We start from the raw sequence: 16,558 nt of genomic DNA, 5'->3' as shown, positions 1-16,558 counted from the left end.
CATAAATGCGAAAGCACCCTCGGAAAAAAATTCCGAGGGTGCTTTCGACTGGTAGCGGGGACAGGATTTGAACCTGTGACCTCTGGGTTATGAGCCCAGCGAGCTACCGAGCTGCTCCACCCCGCGTCGGTGTGCCTTCACTATACAGGGCCGCCATCGGTAGCTGTCAAACCGATGGCGGCCCCAATGTGGGACTTTCGGGACTAGCCGGGTGCCGGGGCGGCCCGGGCCCCCGGTGGACCGGGAGCGTCGCCGCCGGCCACGGTCGCCGAAGGGGACGGAGCCGGTGGCTTGGCGGCCGGTGACGCGGGGACCGGTGACGCGGCTACCGATGCACCGGATGATGCCGTGGCAGCGGGTGGCGTCGCCGCCGGACTCGACAGAGTACACAGGCGACCCAGCGCATCAGCCAGCTCGCTCTGGGCCTTCCCGTAGGCGGTGAAGTCCGGCGGGCTCTTGCCCAGGGCGTCCTGCCCCGCCTGGTAGGCGCGGTCAGCGTCGCCCACGGCGTCCTGCAGCGCGGTCTGCCCCGGCGGCGGGACGCCTGTCCCGCCCTGCCCTGATCTGGGGGCCGGCGTGCTGTCCTGACCGGTGTCCGTGGTCGTGGCCCCGGTTCCGGCCCCGGCCGCCGCGGCACCGGCGCCGGCGCCGAAGACCTTCTCCAAGGCCTCACCCAGCGAGGTACCGAAACCGATGCGGTCGCCGAAGGCCGTGGCGACCCCCTGCAGGGTCGGGTAGCCGGTGCTTCCCCTGGCCTGGACGTAGTAGGGCTCGACGTAGAGCAGCCCGCCGGCCACGGGCAGGGTCAGCAGGTTGCCCTCGATCGTGGTCGCTCCCCCGCTGCGCCATAGTGACAGCTGTTTGGCCACGTCGCCGTTGCCCTCGATGGCGTTCTGCACCTGGACCGGACCGTTGATCGTGTTCCCCGCCGGCAGTTTGAGCAGAGTGAACCGGCCGTAGTTGGCGGGGTCACTGGACACCGCCATGTACGCCGCGAGCTTCGAGGACCGGGCGGAGATCAACGGTGAGGTGAGGTTGTAGGACGGGCCCTTGCGCCCGGGAAGCTGGCTGTAGACGTAGAACGGCGGCTGGGGTTGCCCGCTTCCATCCGGCGAGTCGGACACATCCCAGAAGTCCTCCTGGGAGTAGAAGTCCCGCGGGTTGGAGATGTGGTACTGCCCGATCAGATCACGCTGGACCTTGAACAGGTCCTCCGGATAACGCAGGTGTGCCCGGAGGGACGGTGGGATGTCACTCTTCGGCTTCACCGTGTCCGGGAACGCCCTCATCCAGGTCCGTAGCACCGGGTCGGACTCATCCCAGGCGTAGAGGGTGACGGTGCCGTTGTAGGCGTCCACCGTCGCCTTCACCGAGTTACGGATGTAGTTGACCTGGTTCGAGGCCTGCCGGGTGCGGTTGCCGCTCTGGGTGGTCACCGAGTCGGCGGTCACGTCACCCAGAGTGCGCCGGGCGGAGTAGGGATAGCCGTCAGAGGTTGTGTAACCATCGAGAATCCAGGTGATCCGGCCGTTGACGATCGCCGGGTACGGGTCTCCGTCGAGGGTGAGCCAGGGCGCTGCCTTGCTGACCCGGTCCCGCGGGTTTCGCTCGTACAGGATCCGGGAGTTCTTCGTGATGTCGCCGGAGAGCAGGATGTTCTTCTCCCCGAACCGCAGCGCGAACAGCGCCCGACGGAAGGTCGAGCCGATCGAGACCCCACCGTCGCCCTGGTAGGTCGTGGTGACCTGGGTTTCTCCCGGCCCCGGCCCGTCGATCTCCATCTGCCTGGTGCCGACGATGGAATACGACGGCGACATCTCCCCGAAGTAGACCCGGTTCTCCTTGATACCGAAGGTACCGTCCTGCGGGAAACCGCTCACGCCGTGATCGAAGTCGGGGCGCCCCACGTCGACGGTGTTCGACGGCGCCGCGACAAATCCCTTGCCGTGGGTATAGGTCAGGTGCTCGTTGATCCAGTTGCGCTGCTGCGTTCCCAGCCCGGCCTGGTTCAGCTCCCGCACCGATACCATGTAGTCCTGGGTCGTCGGCTTCTTGTCCGCCCCTATGACGGTGTACCGGTCGACGTCGAGAGTCGGCGGGAAACCATAGTAGCCGCGGAACTGCTGGAGCTGCTGGAACGTCCGGGAGAGTTTGCTGGGGTCGAGCAGGCGGATGTTGGGGACCGTGCCGGTGTCGGCGGCGACCTGCTGGGCGGTGACGTCGGTGCTGGCGGCATAGTCCTGCGGCTCGACGTCCTGGATGCCGTAGGCGGCCCGGGTCGCCGCGATGTTGCGCGCGATGTAGGGCTCCTCGCGGGTCGCCTCGTTCGGCCGGACCTGGAACTGCTGGACAATCGCCGGGTAGATTCCGCCGATCACCATCGAGGACAGGACGAGGATGCCCGCGCCGAGCAGCGGCAGCGTCCAGCCCCGCTGGAAGATGTTGTAGATGAACAGCACCGCGCAGGCCAGCGAGATGAACAGCAGGATCAGCTTCGCCGGCAGCACGGCGTGTACATCGGTGTAGGACGCACCGGTCCCCACCCCGCGCGAGGAGAACACCGAGCCGAACCGGTCGAGGTAATACGCCCACGCCTTGAGCAGGGCGAGCAGCCCGAGCAGCACCGAGATGTGCGCCTTCGCCGCCGGGGTCACCCGTTCCCCCGGGGTCTGCATCCGGATTCCGCCGAACAGGTAGTGGGTCAGCAGGGTGACGAGCAACGACAGCAGCACCGCGGTCAGCAGGAAGCCGAGCAGGAACCGCTGGAAGGGATAGCTGAACGCGTAATAGCTGATGTCCCGGTGAAACTGCAGATCAGGGGTCCCGAAAGACTCGCCGTTCACCCACAGCAGCCACGTCCGCCACTGGCCGGCGGCGGACAGGCCCGCGGCCAGGCCGAACAGCGTCGTGACCGCGAGCAGGATCAGCAGCATGTACGGCTCGATCGCCGACCGGTAACGTTCCAGGTTCTGCTGCTCGGTCGACAACGGCCGAAGCGGCGGCCGTAGCCGGTACGCAAGTACGATGTTGGTTCCGACGATGATCGCCATTACCGCGCCGAAGAGGACGAACAGCAAAATCCGGGTGTAGAGGACTGTGGTGAACACCCTGCTGAAGTCGATCGAGCGGTAGAACAGCAGGTCAGTGTATAGCTGAGTGAAGACGGCGATGATCGTGATCGCGAGGACGATGACAAGCAGCACCGGCACGAGCACCTTGGTGCGGGTCAGCACCGGGCGGCGACTGGTGGTTGCCACAGGTTCCTCCGTGCGTCGGTGATTCGGGGCGCGTACCGCGCTAGTACGGCAACCTACGCCAAGGGCTCTGGGGAGATCGGAGAGGATGGGTCGGTGAACAGCCCGAACATCACGGAGTTGACCTCCGTCGTACTCGAGGTCGAGCGGCACGTCGCCGATTCCGGGTGGGATCAGCCCAGCCAGGTCTACGCGCTGGCCGACACCGCCGACCTGCTGGCGCGAGAACCCGCGCTGGCCCCCCACATCGGCGACTCCCCGCCTGGGTCACTGACCCCGGTCGAGCAGGAACCGCTGCCGGTGGGACGGCTCGACGAGGTGCTGGCGGGGATCGGATGGCCGCCGGAGGTGCTCGGGTGCGTGCTGGTCACCGAGCTTGTCGTCCTGCCGCCCAGCGCGGAGGAGGAGGCTCCGTACTCCGATCACGAGATCGAGTACTGGGCGGCGAACCATCCCGAACGCCAGGACGTCCGCCTCGCCGTCGGAGTCACCCGCAGCGGGCTGCACGCGTCCTGCCTGCGAGTCCGCGGAGACGACGAACTCGTCATCGATCCGGATCTGGCCGACAACCTCGTCGACGGGCTGCTCGCGACCTTCCAGTGAGTCGACCCGGCGGGCGGCGGCGCACGGCAGCCGCCCGTCCCCTTCCGGCACCGGCGCCACCGGGCACAACAGCAGCACCGGGCGCACACGGATGGCGCATGGCACGGATGGGGCACGCTTGGGGCGCGCTCAGCAGGACGGCACCGCCGCGGCCGGATTCGCCCGGAGGGCGTCGACGGCCTTCAGCGCGCCCGCCAGCGATTCAACCTTCACCAGGCGCGGACCGCCGGAGTCAATCGCGCGGGCGTCGCCGCAGTTCCCCGCGGGGACCAGGAAGATCGATGCCCCGGACGCCCTGGCCCCGAGGATCTTCTGCTGGATACCGCCGATCGGTCCCACCTCACCGACGGAGGTGATCGTCCCGGTGCCAGCGATGATCTTTCCCCCGGTCAACGCGCCGGGGGTGAGAAGGTCCACGATGCCCATCGCGAACATCAGCCCGGCACTCGGCCCGCCGACATCCGAGATACGGATACGAACCGTGAACGGGTAGGTCCGCTTCTCCGTCGTGGTGACACCGATCATGGCGCGAGCGGGGTCGTCGGTGGCGGCCCGAGTCGTGACGGTGGCCGTGGCCGTCTTTCCGTCGCGCTGATAGGTGACCGTCACGGGATGGCCCGGAGTCACCTTCCCGACCTGCCGGCGCAGCTCCTCCTGGTTGGCCACGGCCACCCCGCCGACCTTCGTGATCACATCGCCCGGCGTCAGCTTGCCGGTGGCCGGGGAGCCCGCGGGGACCCCGGCGACCACGACCGAACGGCCGGTGGGCGCGATACCGAGCTGCGCGAGCGCTGCCGCGGTCGCCTGGTCCTGCGAGTCGAGCATCGCCTGCGCGTTCTCCTGCTGGATCTGCTCCTGACTCGAACCGGGCGGCCGGATCAGCTCGCTGGGCACCACCGCCCGGTCGGAGTCGGACCAGTCCTGCAGCGCGGTGACGAGGTTGAGCCGGGGCGTCTCCTCGACCGTGGTCAGCTCGAGCTTGCCGGCGGTCGGATAGGTCCGCCGGCCTTCCACGGTGATCAAGGACGTCCCGTCGACGCTGCCGAGAGTGTCGGTGACCGGCCCGGGGGCCAAGGTGACGAACGGTACCGGCATCCACAGCCCCGCGACCACGAGAACCAAAGCCAGTACCGACGCGACCACGAGGGTCTGGGTGCGCCGGACCATGCTCACAGTCTATGTACCAGGGCTCACAACCCTCGTCCCAGCGTCCGGGAACCGAGGTTCGCCACGACGGCCCGGGGTTGCGATGATCGGTGCCGAAAGGCATTCGGTGGCCCGAAAGGCGCGGCGGAAGGCCGTGGCGGAGTCCCGGAAGGCCGCGCGGAAGGCCGGGAAGTGGGGAGTAAAGAGCGAGATCAAAAGCACGGTCGAGGGACTCGAAGGATCACTCGGTCCTGAACCGCCGTCCGGCGGCCGGTGAGATGCCCCGGCCGCCGGACGGAGACGATCAGGTGGACTCGGACGGCGGCGCCGTGTGTCTCTCGGAGGGCGGTGCCCCGGCCGCGGCGGACCGCCCGGGATGGCCGGGATGGCCGGGTTCGTCGAGGGCGGTAACGGTACGAACCTCGTGCTGGGTGGGGATCGGTCGGGCCAGCGCGGCCATACTGCGCCGGTAGCCCTCAATCGTGATCATGGCTTCGGAGGTGCGGTCGGGACGGCTGCGTAGGGCGACCCACGCAAGAGTTATGAGCACGGCGACGGGGGGGATCAACAGGAACCACATGGGAGCCTCGACGTCGAGACGGGCAAGAAGATGACTTATTTCTATCGTAGGGTGCCCCGATCAGCAGGCGCTTACCCATTCCGCCGCGCCATCCGCAAAAATCTGGTGTTTCCAAATGGGAACCTGCTCCTTGATGTCATCGATCAGACGACGACAGGCGGCAAAAGCCTCCGCCCGGTGGGCCGCGCCGACCGCCACGATCACGGCGGTGTCCCCGACGGCGAGGTGACCGGTACGGTGAACCACCGCGACGGCCAGCACCGGTGCGGTCGCGGCGACGTCGCCGGCGACCCGGGCGATCTCCGTGCCGGCCCGGGGATGCGCCTGATACGTCAGGTCGGTCACCCCGCGGCCCTGGTCCTGGTCCCGGACAGTGCCCACGAACAGGGCGATCCCCCCACACCGGGGAACCGCACGGCAGCCAGGCACTCGTCCACCGACAGAGCGCCGTCCCGGATCTCGGCGAGCGTCACCCGCGCGACCGGGTCCGGGTCCGGCGCGGACGACGGAGACGGCGAAGGTGACGAAGGAGGCGCGGGTGACGCGGGAGCGGTCGGCGGGGCCCCGCCAGAGAACACGTCGGTTCCACAGCTACGACCGTAACGGTCGGGGCCAGCGCCGTTTCGCCCGTTGGGCAGAAAACGCATTACCGTGGGTTCATGTGCCAACTGCGCGTGCGACTGCCCGCCTCCCGAGGAGGCTACGGCCGATGAGTGGCAACTTCCCGTTCGGCTTCACGCCCGCTGGCGGCGGCGACGAGCCCCGACCCCCCTTCGGTGGCGGCGCCCCGTTCTTTGCCGAGCTCGAACGGCTGCTGTCCTGGCATGGCGGTCCGGTCAACTGGGAGCTGGCCCGCCAGGTGGCCGTCAGATTCCTCGGCGACACCGACTCCGCGGTGTCCACGGCCCAGCGGGAGCCGGTGGGCGAGGCGATGCGGATCGCCGACGTCTGGCTCGACGCGGTGACCTCGCTGCCGGCCGGAGCCACGGCGGCCGAGGCCTGGTCGCGGCAGGAGTGGATCGAGAAGACCCTGCCGGTCTGGCAGACCCTCTGCGACCCGATCGCCACGAAGGTCGTCGAGGCGATGCGCACTGGGATCTCCAGCGGGCTGAACCAACTCGGTGGCGGCGGGATCGAGCTGCCGAGTGAGCTGCGCGGCGCGCTCCCCCCGGGGCTCAACCTCAGCGGGCTGATGGCCACCGGCGGCCCCATTATGCAGATGATGAACCGGGTCGGCGGGATGCTGTTCGGCGCCCAGGTGGGGCAGGCGATCGGCACCTTGGCCGCCGAGGTCGTCTCCTCCACCGAGGTCGGGCTGCCGCTCGGACCGGTCGGAACCGCAGCCCTGATCCCAGCGGGTGTCGTCGCCTTCGGTCAGGGCCTGGAGATCCCCGAGGACGAGGTACGCATCTACCTGGCGCTGCGGGAGGCCGCGTCCAACCGGCTGTTCGCGCACGTCCCCTGGCTACGCGCCCACGTCCTGGGCGCGGTGGAGGAGTACGCCCGCGGCATCGCGGTGGACACCGAGGCCGTCGGACGGGTGATGCGGATGGTCGACCCGACGGCGTTGATGAATCCTGAACGGCTGTCGGAGGCGCTCGGCGAGGACGTGTTCAGCGACGCCACCACCCCCGAGCAGAAGGCCGCGCTCGCCCGTCTCGAACTGATCCTCGCGCTGATCGAGGGCTGGGTCGATCATGTAACGGACGCCGCGGCCGCCGGTCATCTGCCGGCCGCGGGCAAACTACGCGAAATGGTGCGGCGCCGTCGCGCCGAAGGCGGTCCGGGCGAGCAGACCTTCGCCACGCTGGTCGGTCTCTCCCTGCGGCCACGCAAGCTGCGGGAGGCCGCCGCCTTGTGGGAGGCGGTACGGGACGCCCGGGGTCACGAGGGTCGCGACGCGCTGTGGGCACATCCCGATCTGCTGCCCACCGCGGCAGATCTCGCCGCCCCGGAGGCGTTCGTGTCCGGCGCGCCGTCGAGCGCGCTCGACGACCCGATCGGCGAAATCGAGAAACTCCGCGGCGCCCCACCCGCCGATGGCGGATCCGACGGACCAGACAAGCCGGACAGGTAACCCGGGCGGACCGGGGTGATCCACAGTTTCGTCCACAGCACGTCCACAGCGATCCACGGGCGTTCCCCCTTCGCCGGTCGGACGTGCCACGCTGAGGATCCGCCGGTCGCCGTGACCGGCCCATCCTGGTCCGATTCCCCGGCCTCGACCGGCCGGCGGGAACACCCGGAGGATCCATGCGCCCGATCCTCAAGCCGGGCCTGCGCCGGCTCTGGCACAACAGCTCCACCCTGCAGCTCGGCATCGACACCGCACGCGCCGTCCTCCTCGCCGACCTGGCCCCGTCAGACGCCGCCCTGCTCGACGCCCTCGACGGCAGCCGCACGCTGGAGCAGCTGCGTCTCGATGGCACTCCCGCCGGCCGGGTCCTGCTCGACCTGCTCGCCGAGGCCGGCCTGCTGGACGACGCCACGGCGCCTCCCGGTGCGGCACCGCTGCCCGCGGTCGAGCATGACCGCCTGTCGCCCGATCTGGCGGCGCTGTCCCTGGTATCAGAGGATCCGGCCGGTGCGCGCCGGGTCCTCGCCACCCGCCGGGCGATGCGTGTTCTTGTGCGCGGCGCCGGTCGCGTCGGTGCTCAGGTCGCGGCCCTGCTCGCCGCGGCCGGGATCGGCCGGGTCGTCATCGACGATCCCGAGGTGACGACCGCCGCCGACGTCTCCCCGGGCGGCCTGCGCCTCGACGATGTGGGGCGTCCCCGGTCCCTGGCCACCGGCGCGGCGGTGACCCGGGCCAGCCGGCAGGCCGCCGGGCACCGCCGGCCCGACGAGGACGGGTTCGCCGCGGACCTGATTGTGCTGGCTCCGGTCGGTCTGCCGATGATCCACCCTGGGGAGTGCCTCGACCTGGAAGGCCGGGGCACCGCCCATCTCGTGGCCGGGGTGCGGGAGACCACGGGGATCGTCGGTCCGCTCGTCGTGCCGACCGTGACCGCGTGCCTGCACTGCCAGCATCTCCACCGGTACTCCCGGAACCCGGTCTGGCCGGTGCTCGCCATGCAGATGGCCCACCGCCCGGCCGCCGGGCCGGACGCCTGCGAGATCACCCTGGCGGGTCTTGTCGCCGCGCTCACCGCCATGCAGGCCCTGGCCTTTCTGGACCTCACCGCCTCGCCTCCACCCGCCCTATCCGACCTATCCGGCGTCACGGGCCCCACCCCTGGCCAACATCCCGACAACTCGGCCTACCTGCCACCGACAGCAAGCAGCAACAATGAGACCTTCGTTGCATTGACTCCCCCGCGCACAGTCCTACCGGTGACCGCCGACGGCACGCTGGAGTTCACCGTTCCCGGCTGGCGGATCCGCCGACGCACCTGGCCGGTCCACCCCAACTGTCCCTGCCGCACCGTCCGATCGGCGGCCGCGTCGGCGGACGCTTCTTCGCCAGTGGCACCTGCGTGACCGTTCCACTCCGCGGGCGGTCGCCGCGTCGACGTCCTGGAACCATTTGGCGTCCTGGAGTCATTACGCCTGGCCGGCACCCGTGACGACGCGGAACAGGGCACGATGGAGCGGTGTCCGAGATCCCACGGCGGGCTGTCGTCCGCACCGCCAAGCTGGCCACGCTTCCCATCGGCATAGCCGGCCGAGCCACCCTCGGCGTCGGCAAACGCATCGGTGGTCGCCCCGCCGAGGCCGTCGCCTCCGAGCTCCAGCAGCGCACCGCCGCGCAGATCTTCCGGGTACTCGGGGAGCTCAAGGGTGGCGCCATGAAACTGGGCCAGGCGCTGTCCGTCTTCGAGGCGGTGCTTCCCGACGACGTCGCCGGGCCCTACCGGGCGGCGCTGACCAGGCTGCAAGAGGCGGCGCCCCCGCTGCCGGCGGCGGTGGTGCACCGCGTGCTCGCCGAGGAGCTCGGAGCGGACTGGCGCTCGCTGTTCACGAGCTTCGACGACCTTCCGGCGGCGGCAGCCAGCATCGGCCAGGTGCATCGGGCGGTCTGGGCCGACGGCCGGGCCGTCGCGGTAAAGGTGCAGTATCCGGGAGCGGGTCCCGCTCTGCTCGCCGATCTCACCCAGCTCGGCCGGGCCGCTCGGCTGTTCGGCGCGGTCACTCCCGGGCTGGACATCAAGCCGCTGGTCGAGGAGCTCAAGGCCCGGATCGCCGAGGAGCTCGACTATCGGTTGGAGGCCGCCTGGCAGGGGGCCTTCGCCGAGGCGTACGCAGACGACCCGGACGTCGTCATCCCCTGGCCGCTGGCCGGTTCCGGCCGGGTGCTCGTGAGCGAGTGGATCGAGGGAATCCCCCTGTCCGTCATCATCGCGAACGGTACCCCGGAGCAGCGCGACGCCGCCGGCCTGCTGCTCGTGCGGTTTCTCTATTCCTGCCCGGGTCGCGCCGGTCTGCTGCACGCGGATCCGCATCCCGGCAACTTCCGTCTGCTGTCCGACGGGCGGCTCGGCGTCCTGGACTTCGGTGCCGTGAACCGCCTGCCGGACGGCCTGCCGGCGCCGATCGGCCGGCTGGCTCGACAGACCCTGGCCGGGGACGCCGACGCCGTCGAGCAGGGACTACGCTGTGAGGGCTTCATCCCGCCGTCGGCCGAAATCCGAGCCGAGGACCTGCTGGATTATCTGGCCCCGATGCTGGAGCCGATCGCGGTGGAGGAGTTCACCTTCTCCCGAGGCTGGCTGCGCAAGGAGGCCGCCAGGCTCGGAGACTGGCGGTCGGCGGCGGCACAGCTCGGTCGCCAGCTCAATCTGCCGCCGTCGTACCTGCTCATCCACCGGGTGACACTCGGCGCGATCGGCATCCTGTGCCAACTGGGCAGCACCGGCCGCTTCCGGGACGAGATGGATCGCTGGCAACCCGGGTTCGCCGAACCGGGGACGGCGACCGCCCGCGCGGCCGAGGACGCCAACCGGCCCGGTCGTCCCCTGCCCGCTCTTCTCGTCCAGGACGAGGTCTGGAGGTCGGCGGCCGACACTGCGGCGGCGGCCGACCGGGCCACCACCCCCGCGGCGCTGCCCATGCAGGCCGAGCCGGCCGAACCGAGCCGGCCTTCCACCCCGGCGAACCGCTCCGCCGCGGCTCGACCCCGGTCAGGCCGCAAGGCCGCCCCGCGCCGGGCACCGGACGAGGAGTCTTCTCCGACCCCGCAACCGTGACCGACGCTTATTGACGGGCCTGGCCCGACGGGTCAGCCCCCCGGCTGCTCGACGATGTCGACGCCGAGATACAGGAAACCGTATCCCTCGTCCCGGAAACGCACCCCGGCGGCGCGCAGCGCAGCCCCCCAGCCGCCCTGGCAGGTGGGATCCGCCGCCTCCGAACCGTGGTCGGCGGTCAGCAGGATCGCGGTCTCGGCCAGCAGATCCCGCTCGGCGAGCAGGTCGAGGAAGGCGCACAACCGGGCGTCCGCGTCCCGCAGCGCGGCGCGGGCCTGCTCGGAGTACGGGCCGCCCCCGTGATGCCCGGTGTCGGTAATGGTGGTGTTCCACCACATCAGGTCCGGGGGCACCGCGTCCGCCGCCCAGAGCTGCTGGACCTGCGCGAGGCCGAGCGCGTCCACCCGGGTGGACCAGGCATAGTCGGCGCTCTCCCCTACCCAGTGGGCGGTGGCGTGCGGGTCGCCGTCGGCCGGAGGCAGGTAGTCCCCCATATCGCCGGCCCCGCCGTGGTTACCGGCGGCCCGCACGAGCCCGAAGGTCGAGTAGTCCGCACCCCGGTCGACCGGTTCGTTCACGCAGGCGCTGGTCGCCCCGGGCCGGTCGCGCACGAGGGCCTCGAACAGCGTCTCCACCCCGTCCCGAAGCTGATCGCACGCGGAATGCCAGGTCCGCACGTCGTTGACGATGACCTGCTCGCCGGTCGCCCGGTCGAAGTACACGTTGTGCAGGATGCCGTGCCGGCCCGGCCCGACTCCGGTGAGCGCGGAGGTGTGGTTGGTCAACGTGACGCTGGGGAACTCGGCGATCGCGCCACCGGTCAGGGCCGTCCCGGTGGCGAGCAGACGCGCGACCCCCGGCAGCTCGCCGGTGTGCGCGAGGTGCAGGACGTCATTGCTGTTTGCCCCGTCCCAGAGCAGGCCGACGACGTACCGGGCCCCTGGGCCCACCAGATCGGTGAGCGGCGTCCCCTCCACATCCGCCATGGTCACGCCGGCGAGGGCCGCGAGGGTGGGTCCGATGTCGATGACCCGCGCCGCGCCGGCCCGCGGGCCCCGGGCCCGCACGCCCGCGCCGGACAGGATCAGCGGAGCCCGGGACTGGCCGGCATCCAACGATCCGTGCTCACCCAGGTGGCCGCCGCGGTCGGGCCAGTAGTGCCGGGGGGTGTGTACGACGATCAGATCGGGTGAACGGCTGGGATCGGCGAAGGCGGACAGCAGTCGCCGTCCGGCGAACGGGTAGGAGTTGCGCTCGTTCGGTGGTGACGGGTCGGCGAGCGCCGCCGCGAGCGGCACGCCGTGCATCGGATCCTCCGACCCGAGCGGGTCACGCCCGAAGCGGAGCTCCCGGGGACCGTCCGGATCGGCCACCGGCAACCGCGACGAACCGATCGCGTTCGCCACGTAGAGCCAGCCGGAATCGACCCAGGCCACGAGATCCACGATCGCGGCCAGCTCGGGACTGGTGAGGACGGCAACGGCCAGAGAAAGATCGTCGGATGCGGTCAGTCCCGGCGCTCCGGCCGGACCCGCACCTGTGGACACCGGGTAGACACGCTCGCTGCTGGGCACGCCGGAACAGTACCGGGGCCGCGGGCACCACCGGAAGAAAAAGCGCGGCAACACCGGTGGACGGGACACCGACGATCCGGTGTCCCGCCCGTGCTGGTGCGGCGATGCCACCGCCGCCCCCATGTGATCAACGGGTGGCACGGAGGGCTCAGGCGGCGACCTCTTCTTCCTTGCGCTCCTTGCGCGGACGGCCGCGGGGCCGCTTGCGCGGGACGACGCTACCGGTCACCAGCAGCTCGCCACCCCACACTCCCCAGGGCTCGGCACGGTCGAGCGCGGCGGACAGGCACGCCGCCCGGATAGGGCAGGTTCGGCAGACGGCCTTGGCGGTCTCCACGTCCGCCGGGGACTCAGCGAAGAACATGTCAGGATCTACGTCCCAGCAGGGCAGGACGAGACGATCCCGCTCGATCCGGGAAACGACCGAGGGGTCGAACACCGGTGTCACCTCCGAGACAGGTTGGTCTTCGGGTGGGATGAAGGAAGCGAAACGACAAAGGCCGCGGTCCCCATCGGGATCCGCGGCCTCGGATTCGGCTCCAGTCGGCGCTAGTCCAGGAGCGGATCGTGGGCGGATCCCCGGAAGGTGAGGTGACGGTGTGCATAGCCGGACGCCGACGCCACGCTCCCCGCCGGGTTCGGGAACGCGGACTCCTGGGCCGACAGATCATCGGCTTGGACCGTGAGGACGGCGGCGGACGTACCACGGTCGGCGGGCGCACCAATGACGGCACCGACGACGGCATTCATGAAGGCCGCGCCGTGCCGGTTCTCCCACGGACGGGTGATCTCGGCGACAGCTCTGTCCATCACAATGCTGAACATGACGAAATCACCTCCTTCTCTGTGGGCTCGGGAGTCCGTGGGTGCCGGAGTCCGTGGGTGCCGACGGGTATCACTCCACATGCCTGCTTCAGGCGTCCTCGGTGACGGTAGAAGCTCGCCGCGCGAACCACAACATATTTTCTGTGTCGCGCCGCGGACACTTCCAGTTACGAAGCGTCGGGCGGCGTGCCGGGCTCCAATGACTCCGCCACCGGCGGCGACCCGACCGGCGGCGGCGTGCGCCCCGAGACGAGGGCGAGTACGTCCTCCCCGTAACGGTCGAGTTTGGCCTGTCCGATGCCGGGCAGCCGCACGAGCTCGGCCACCGTGCTCGGCCGGCTCTCGGCGATCGCCTGCAGCGTGGCGTCGGTGAAGACGACGAAGGCCGGTGCCCCCTGTTCCTTCGCCCGCGCCGAACGCCACGCCCGCAGGCGCTCGAACAGCGCGGCGTCGACGTCGCCGGGGCAGCCCTCGCAGCGTCCGACCCGCGCATGCACACCCGTCAACGACCGGCCGCACGTCCGGCACCGCACCGCCGATCTGCTCCGGGACCGACCCGGGCTGGCCTCCTCCGCCCCAGCCACGGGCCTCGTGCCCTCGCCTCGCCCCCCGTGGCGGACGCCGGCCGCGGGCTCCCGGCGCATCGGGCGCAGATCGTCGAGGAACCGGGACGGCCGCCGCGACCGCCGGCCGCCCTCTGCCCGGGACAGCGCCCAGGACAGGACAAGGTGCCTGCGGGCCCTGGTCACCCCGACGTAGAGCAGGCGACGTTCCTCGGCGATCTGCTCGGCGGTCCTGGCATGGACGAGGGGAAGCGTGCCCTCGGTCAGCCCGACGAGGAACACCGCATCCCATTCCAGGCCCTTGGCGGTGTGCAGGGTCGACAGGGTCACCCCCTGCACCGTCGGCTGATGCTCGTGGGTCGCGCGGTCGCCGAGCTCGGCGACGAAGGCCTCAAGGTCGGCCTCGGGCGAACGGGCGGCGAGATCGCCGGCCAGCCGGTGCAGCGCGGCGAGGTTCTCCCATTGTTCCCGCTCGGCGCCCGAGCCCACCGTCGGCTGGTCCGCCCGCCAGCCGAGCGCCGCGAGGATGTCGGCGACGACGGCCGTGAGTCCCTCCGGGCGGTCGGTGTCGGCAGAGCGCACCGCGGCCCGCAGCAACCGCATGGCTGCGACGACCTCGCTCCGCTCGAAGAACTTCTCCCCGCCCCGGAGCAGGTAAGCGATGCCGGCCCCGCCGATCGCCGCCTCATACGCCTCGGACTGGGCATTCGTGCGATACAGCACGGCGATCTCACTCGCCGGCACGCCCTGGTCGAGCAGCCGGCGGATCCGGGACGCCACCGCGGCGGCTTCCGCCGGCTCGCTGTCGCACTCCAGCCACACCGGGGCGGGACCCTCCGGGCGGGCAGCGATGAGGCGGGCCGCCGGGGCCGCCCGCATCAGGGTGTTCGCGAGTTCGACCACCTGGAGGGTGGACCGGTAGTCCCGGATCAGACGCACCACGGCCGCGTCCGGGAACCGGCGCGGGAACCCGAGCAGGTGCTCGGGCGACGCCCCGGTGAACGAATAGATCGTCTGATGGGGGTCCCCGACGACACAGAGGCTGTCGCGCTCCCCCAGCCAGGCGTCGAGGACACGCTGTTGCAGGTCGTTGACATCCTGATACTCGTCAACGACGAAATGGCGGTATCTGGCCCTGACCTCGGCCGCGACCCAGCTGTGCTCCTCGATCATCGCCGCGGTCAGCAGCAGCAGATCCTCCATGTCGATCACACCGGCGTCGCGCTTGACCTCCTCGTACGCGGCGTAGAGCCGGGCGACCGTCTCGGGGGGGGTGGCGGTCTCCCGCCCGCTCGCCGCCGCCATCCGGGCGTAGTCCGCCGGGCCCACAAGCGTCGCCTTCGCCCACTCGACCTCCGAGGTGAGGTCGCGCAGCTCGGCCCGGTCCGGCCGCAGGTGCAGGCGGGCGGCCGCCCGCACCACGTACGGGATCTTGCTCTTCTCCACCCTGGGCAGCGCGACCCCGGCGACCGGCGGCCAGAAGTACAACAGTTGCTTGAGAGCCGCGGAATGGAACGTCCTGGCCTGCACTCCATCAACACCCATGGCCCGCAACCGGCCGCGCAGCTCTCCCGCGGCCCTGGCTGTGAAGGTCACCGCCAGGATCTGACCCGGCCCGACCCCCCCCTGCGCGACCATGTGCGCGACTCGATGGGTGATGGTGCGCGTCTTACCCGTACCGGCGCCGGCGAGGATGCAGACCGGTCCGAGCGGAGCTCCGGCCGCGACCCGCTGTTCGGGATCGAGCGCGGCGAGCAGATCGTTGCCCGACCGCACACGGGCGGCCTGGGCGGCGAGGGCAGGCGGTCCGGACATCATCCGATACGGTAGTCCCCGCCGCGCGGCGGGAACCGACGGCGCCGCGGTGGGGTTACATGAACCGTTGTGTCACCAGCGGCTTGGAGGCCCTTTCGTGCTCACGATCTACACGACTTCCTGGTGTGGCTACTGTGTTCGGCTGAAGCGCCAACTCGACCATGCCGGCGTCGAGTACACGACCGTTGATATCGAGCAGGACCCGACAGCAGAGCAACGTGTCCGCGATGCGAACAACGGGAACGCGACCGTACCGACCGTGCTCTTTCCCGATGGCACTGTGATGACGAACCCAAGCCTTCGCCAAGTCACAGAGAAGGTCACTTCTGCCGCATAACGGATACGTAGAGCAACGACATCTCGGGAGTTCTTACCTTCCCACTGCACACGCGGCCGGCTCGTGGGACGGTGTCCGTCACTGCCCGTGAAGTTTGTGGGAGAGTTCGGCCTGTGTCGTCAGCACCTTCAGAACAGGCGTGGAGCACCGTCGATGCCGCGCTGCGGGCCGCCAGTGCCCTTCACCGGATGGAGACGGCCTGTTTCGTCGTGGTATCGACGACGACCGCGAGCTATCTCCGGGTGACAGGTCCCTCCGCTGGTCTCGACGAGGGAACGCACTACCCCCGGGGGGACAGCCTGGTCGCCCGCGTGCTCGACGGCACGCCCGCCACGGCGTCCGGTCTCGGCCCGACGCACGCCGGATCCGACACGGCCGAATACCGCCAGCTCGGGATACGCAGTCATGTCACGATGCCGGTGGTCCGCGCGGACGGTCGGCTGGTGGGCCTCCTCGTCGGCCTGGACCGCAGCAAGGTGATCGTATCGGCCGACATCCTGGCCCTGCTGCGCGGGGTGGCCGATGCACTCGCGGCCACCGGGGACGTTCCCGTGCCGAGCCCGCCGACGGTCTCCGCGAACGGTCCCCGGCCGCCCGGCGGCCCGACCCCCCCGGGCCCACCGGCGGCCCCGCGCCCACCGGGGCGGATACCCACCCCGCAGACCATCGCGCGGG

The 16,558-nt window shown here is 70.4% G+C and carries 14 protein-coding genes and 1 tRNA gene; 6 read left to right on the top strand and 9 right to left on the bottom strand.

Translation table 11 applies throughout. The features are described from left to right. Positions 1–49: 49 nt before the first annotated feature. Together AC08OU_RS09580 and AC08OU_RS09575 are read right to left on the bottom strand one after the other, a co-directional pair. A tRNA-Met gene (locus AC08OU_RS09580) sits at positions 50–126 on the bottom strand. A 77-nt stretch (positions 127–203) separates the two neighbouring features. Beyond that, positions 204–3,257, bottom strand: a complete 3,054-nt coding sequence (locus tag AC08OU_RS09575; protein WP_476600055.1) for a UPF0182 family membrane protein — start codon at positions 3,255–3,257, stop codon at positions 204–206. Positions 3,258–3,350: 93 nt separating this feature from the next. Here AC08OU_RS09575 and AC08OU_RS09570 point away from each other — a divergent pair, with 93 nt between their 5' ends. After that, positions 3,351–3,857, top strand: coding sequence for a PPA1309 family protein (locus AC08OU_RS09570; RefSeq protein ID WP_011438157.1), 507 nt, complete (start codon positions 3,351–3,353; stop codon positions 3,855–3,857). Between the two features lie 129 nt (positions 3,858–3,986). Here AC08OU_RS09570 and AC08OU_RS09565 read toward each other — a convergent pair whose 3' ends face one another. From AC08OU_RS09565 to AC08OU_RS09555, 3 genes are all read right to left on the bottom strand, one after another. Further along, on the bottom strand, positions 3,987–5,024 hold the full coding sequence (locus AC08OU_RS09565) for a YlbL family protein (protein WP_476600056.1): 1,038 nt from the start codon (positions 5,022–5,024) through the stop codon (positions 3,987–3,989). A 283-nt stretch (positions 5,025–5,307) separates the two neighbouring features. Further along, a complete protein-coding gene (locus tag AC08OU_RS09560; RefSeq protein WP_462188354.1) occupies positions 5,308–5,583 on the bottom strand; it encodes a hypothetical protein in 276 nt (91 codons plus the stop codon). A gap of 60 nt (positions 5,584–5,643) precedes the next feature. After that, positions 5,644–5,964 (bottom strand): molybdenum cofactor biosynthesis protein MoaE, encoded by a 321-nt coding sequence (locus AC08OU_RS09555; protein WP_476600058.1) that lies wholly within the window; start codon positions 5,962–5,964, stop codon positions 5,644–5,646. Positions 5,965–6,292: 328 nt separating this feature from the next. Between AC08OU_RS09555 and AC08OU_RS09550 the strand changes: the two genes are divergently transcribed. The 3 genes from AC08OU_RS09550 to AC08OU_RS09540 all read left to right on the top strand — a co-directional run bounded on the left by AC08OU_RS09550 (position 6,293) and on the right by AC08OU_RS09540 (position 10,769). Next, on the top strand, positions 6,293–7,660 hold the full coding sequence (locus AC08OU_RS09550) for a zinc-dependent metalloprotease (protein ID WP_462188352.1): 1,368 nt from the start codon (positions 6,293–6,295) through the stop codon (positions 7,658–7,660). Positions 7,661–7,836: 176 nt separating this feature from the next. Continuing rightward, positions 7,837–9,063, top strand: a complete 1,227-nt coding sequence (locus tag AC08OU_RS09545) for a ThiF family adenylyltransferase (protein ID WP_476600060.1) — start codon at positions 7,837–7,839, stop codon at positions 9,061–9,063. Between the two features lie 113 nt (positions 9,064–9,176). After that, the gene (locus tag AC08OU_RS09540) at positions 9,177–10,769 is read left to right on the top strand and encodes an ABC1 kinase family protein (protein ID WP_476600062.1); all 1,593 of its coding nucleotides are present in this window, start codon (positions 9,177–9,179) and stop codon (positions 10,767–10,769) included. Between the two features lie 32 nt (positions 10,770–10,801). Here AC08OU_RS09540 and AC08OU_RS09535 read toward each other — a convergent pair whose 3' ends face one another. From AC08OU_RS09535 to AC08OU_RS09520, 4 genes are all read right to left on the bottom strand, one after another. Further along, positions 10,802–12,316 carry an alkaline phosphatase family protein gene (locus AC08OU_RS09535; protein ID WP_476604711.1) on the bottom strand — a complete coding sequence of 505 codons (1,515 nt, stop codon included), beginning with the start codon at positions 12,314–12,316 and terminating at the stop codon, positions 10,802–10,804. A 175-nt stretch (positions 12,317–12,491) separates the two neighbouring features. Continuing rightward, a complete protein-coding gene (locus AC08OU_RS09530) occupies positions 12,492–12,782 on the bottom strand; it encodes a WhiB family transcriptional regulator (protein ID WP_011438164.1) in 291 nt (96 codons plus the stop codon). A 110-nt stretch (positions 12,783–12,892) separates the two neighbouring features. Next, the gene (locus AC08OU_RS09525; RefSeq protein WP_476600065.1) at positions 12,893–13,168 is read right to left on the bottom strand and encodes a hypothetical protein; all 276 of its coding nucleotides are present in this window, start codon (positions 13,166–13,168) and stop codon (positions 12,893–12,895) included. Positions 13,169–13,335: 167 nt separating this feature from the next. Beyond that, the gene (locus AC08OU_RS09520) at positions 13,336–15,549 is read right to left on the bottom strand and encodes an ATP-dependent DNA helicase UvrD2 (RefSeq protein ID WP_462186490.1); all 2,214 of its coding nucleotides are present in this window, start codon (positions 15,547–15,549) and stop codon (positions 13,336–13,338) included. Between the two features lie 94 nt (positions 15,550–15,643). Between AC08OU_RS09520 and AC08OU_RS09515 the strand changes: the two genes are divergently transcribed. Beyond that, the gene (locus AC08OU_RS09515) at positions 15,644–15,883 is read left to right on the top strand and encodes a mycoredoxin (RefSeq protein WP_462186491.1); all 240 of its coding nucleotides are present in this window, start codon (positions 15,644–15,646) and stop codon (positions 15,881–15,883) included. A 113-nt stretch (positions 15,884–15,996) separates the two neighbouring features. Then, a partial coding sequence (locus AC08OU_RS09510) for a GAF domain-containing protein (protein ID WP_476604710.1) occupies positions 15,997–16,558 on the top strand: 562 nt, incomplete at its 3' end.

It is taken from the genome of Frankia sp. CcMO1, assembly GCF_977945845.1.
Note: the sequence above shows the minus strand (reverse complement) of the source record. Positions and strands in the feature narration are given on the sequence as shown.

What these genes read in the sequence shown, in the direction of transcription:
- AC08OU_RS09560 (WP_462188354.1), bottom strand. Translation starts at nt 5,583, where the DNA reads ATGTGGTTCCTGTTGATCCCCCCCGTCGCCGTGCTCATAACTCTTGCG.
- AC08OU_RS09550 (WP_462188352.1), top strand. Translation starts at nt 6,293, where the DNA reads ATGAGTGGCAACTTCCCGTTCGGCTTCACGCCCGCTGGCGGCGGCGAC.
- AC08OU_RS09520 (WP_462186490.1), bottom strand. Translation starts at nt 15,549, where the DNA reads ATGATGTCCGGACCGCCTGCCCTCGCCGCCCAGGCCGCCCGTGTGCGG.
- AC08OU_RS09565 (WP_476600056.1), bottom strand. Translation starts at nt 5,024, where the DNA reads ATGGTCCGGCGCACCCAGACCCTCGTGGTCGCGTCGGTACTGGCTTTG.
- AC08OU_RS09525 (WP_476600065.1), bottom strand. Translation starts at nt 13,168, where the DNA reads ATGTTCAGCATTGTGATGGACAGAGCTGTCGCCGAGATCACCCGTCCG.
- AC08OU_RS09545 (WP_476600060.1), top strand. Translation starts at nt 7,837, where the DNA reads ATGCGCCCGATCCTCAAGCCGGGCCTGCGCCGGCTCTGGCACAACAGC.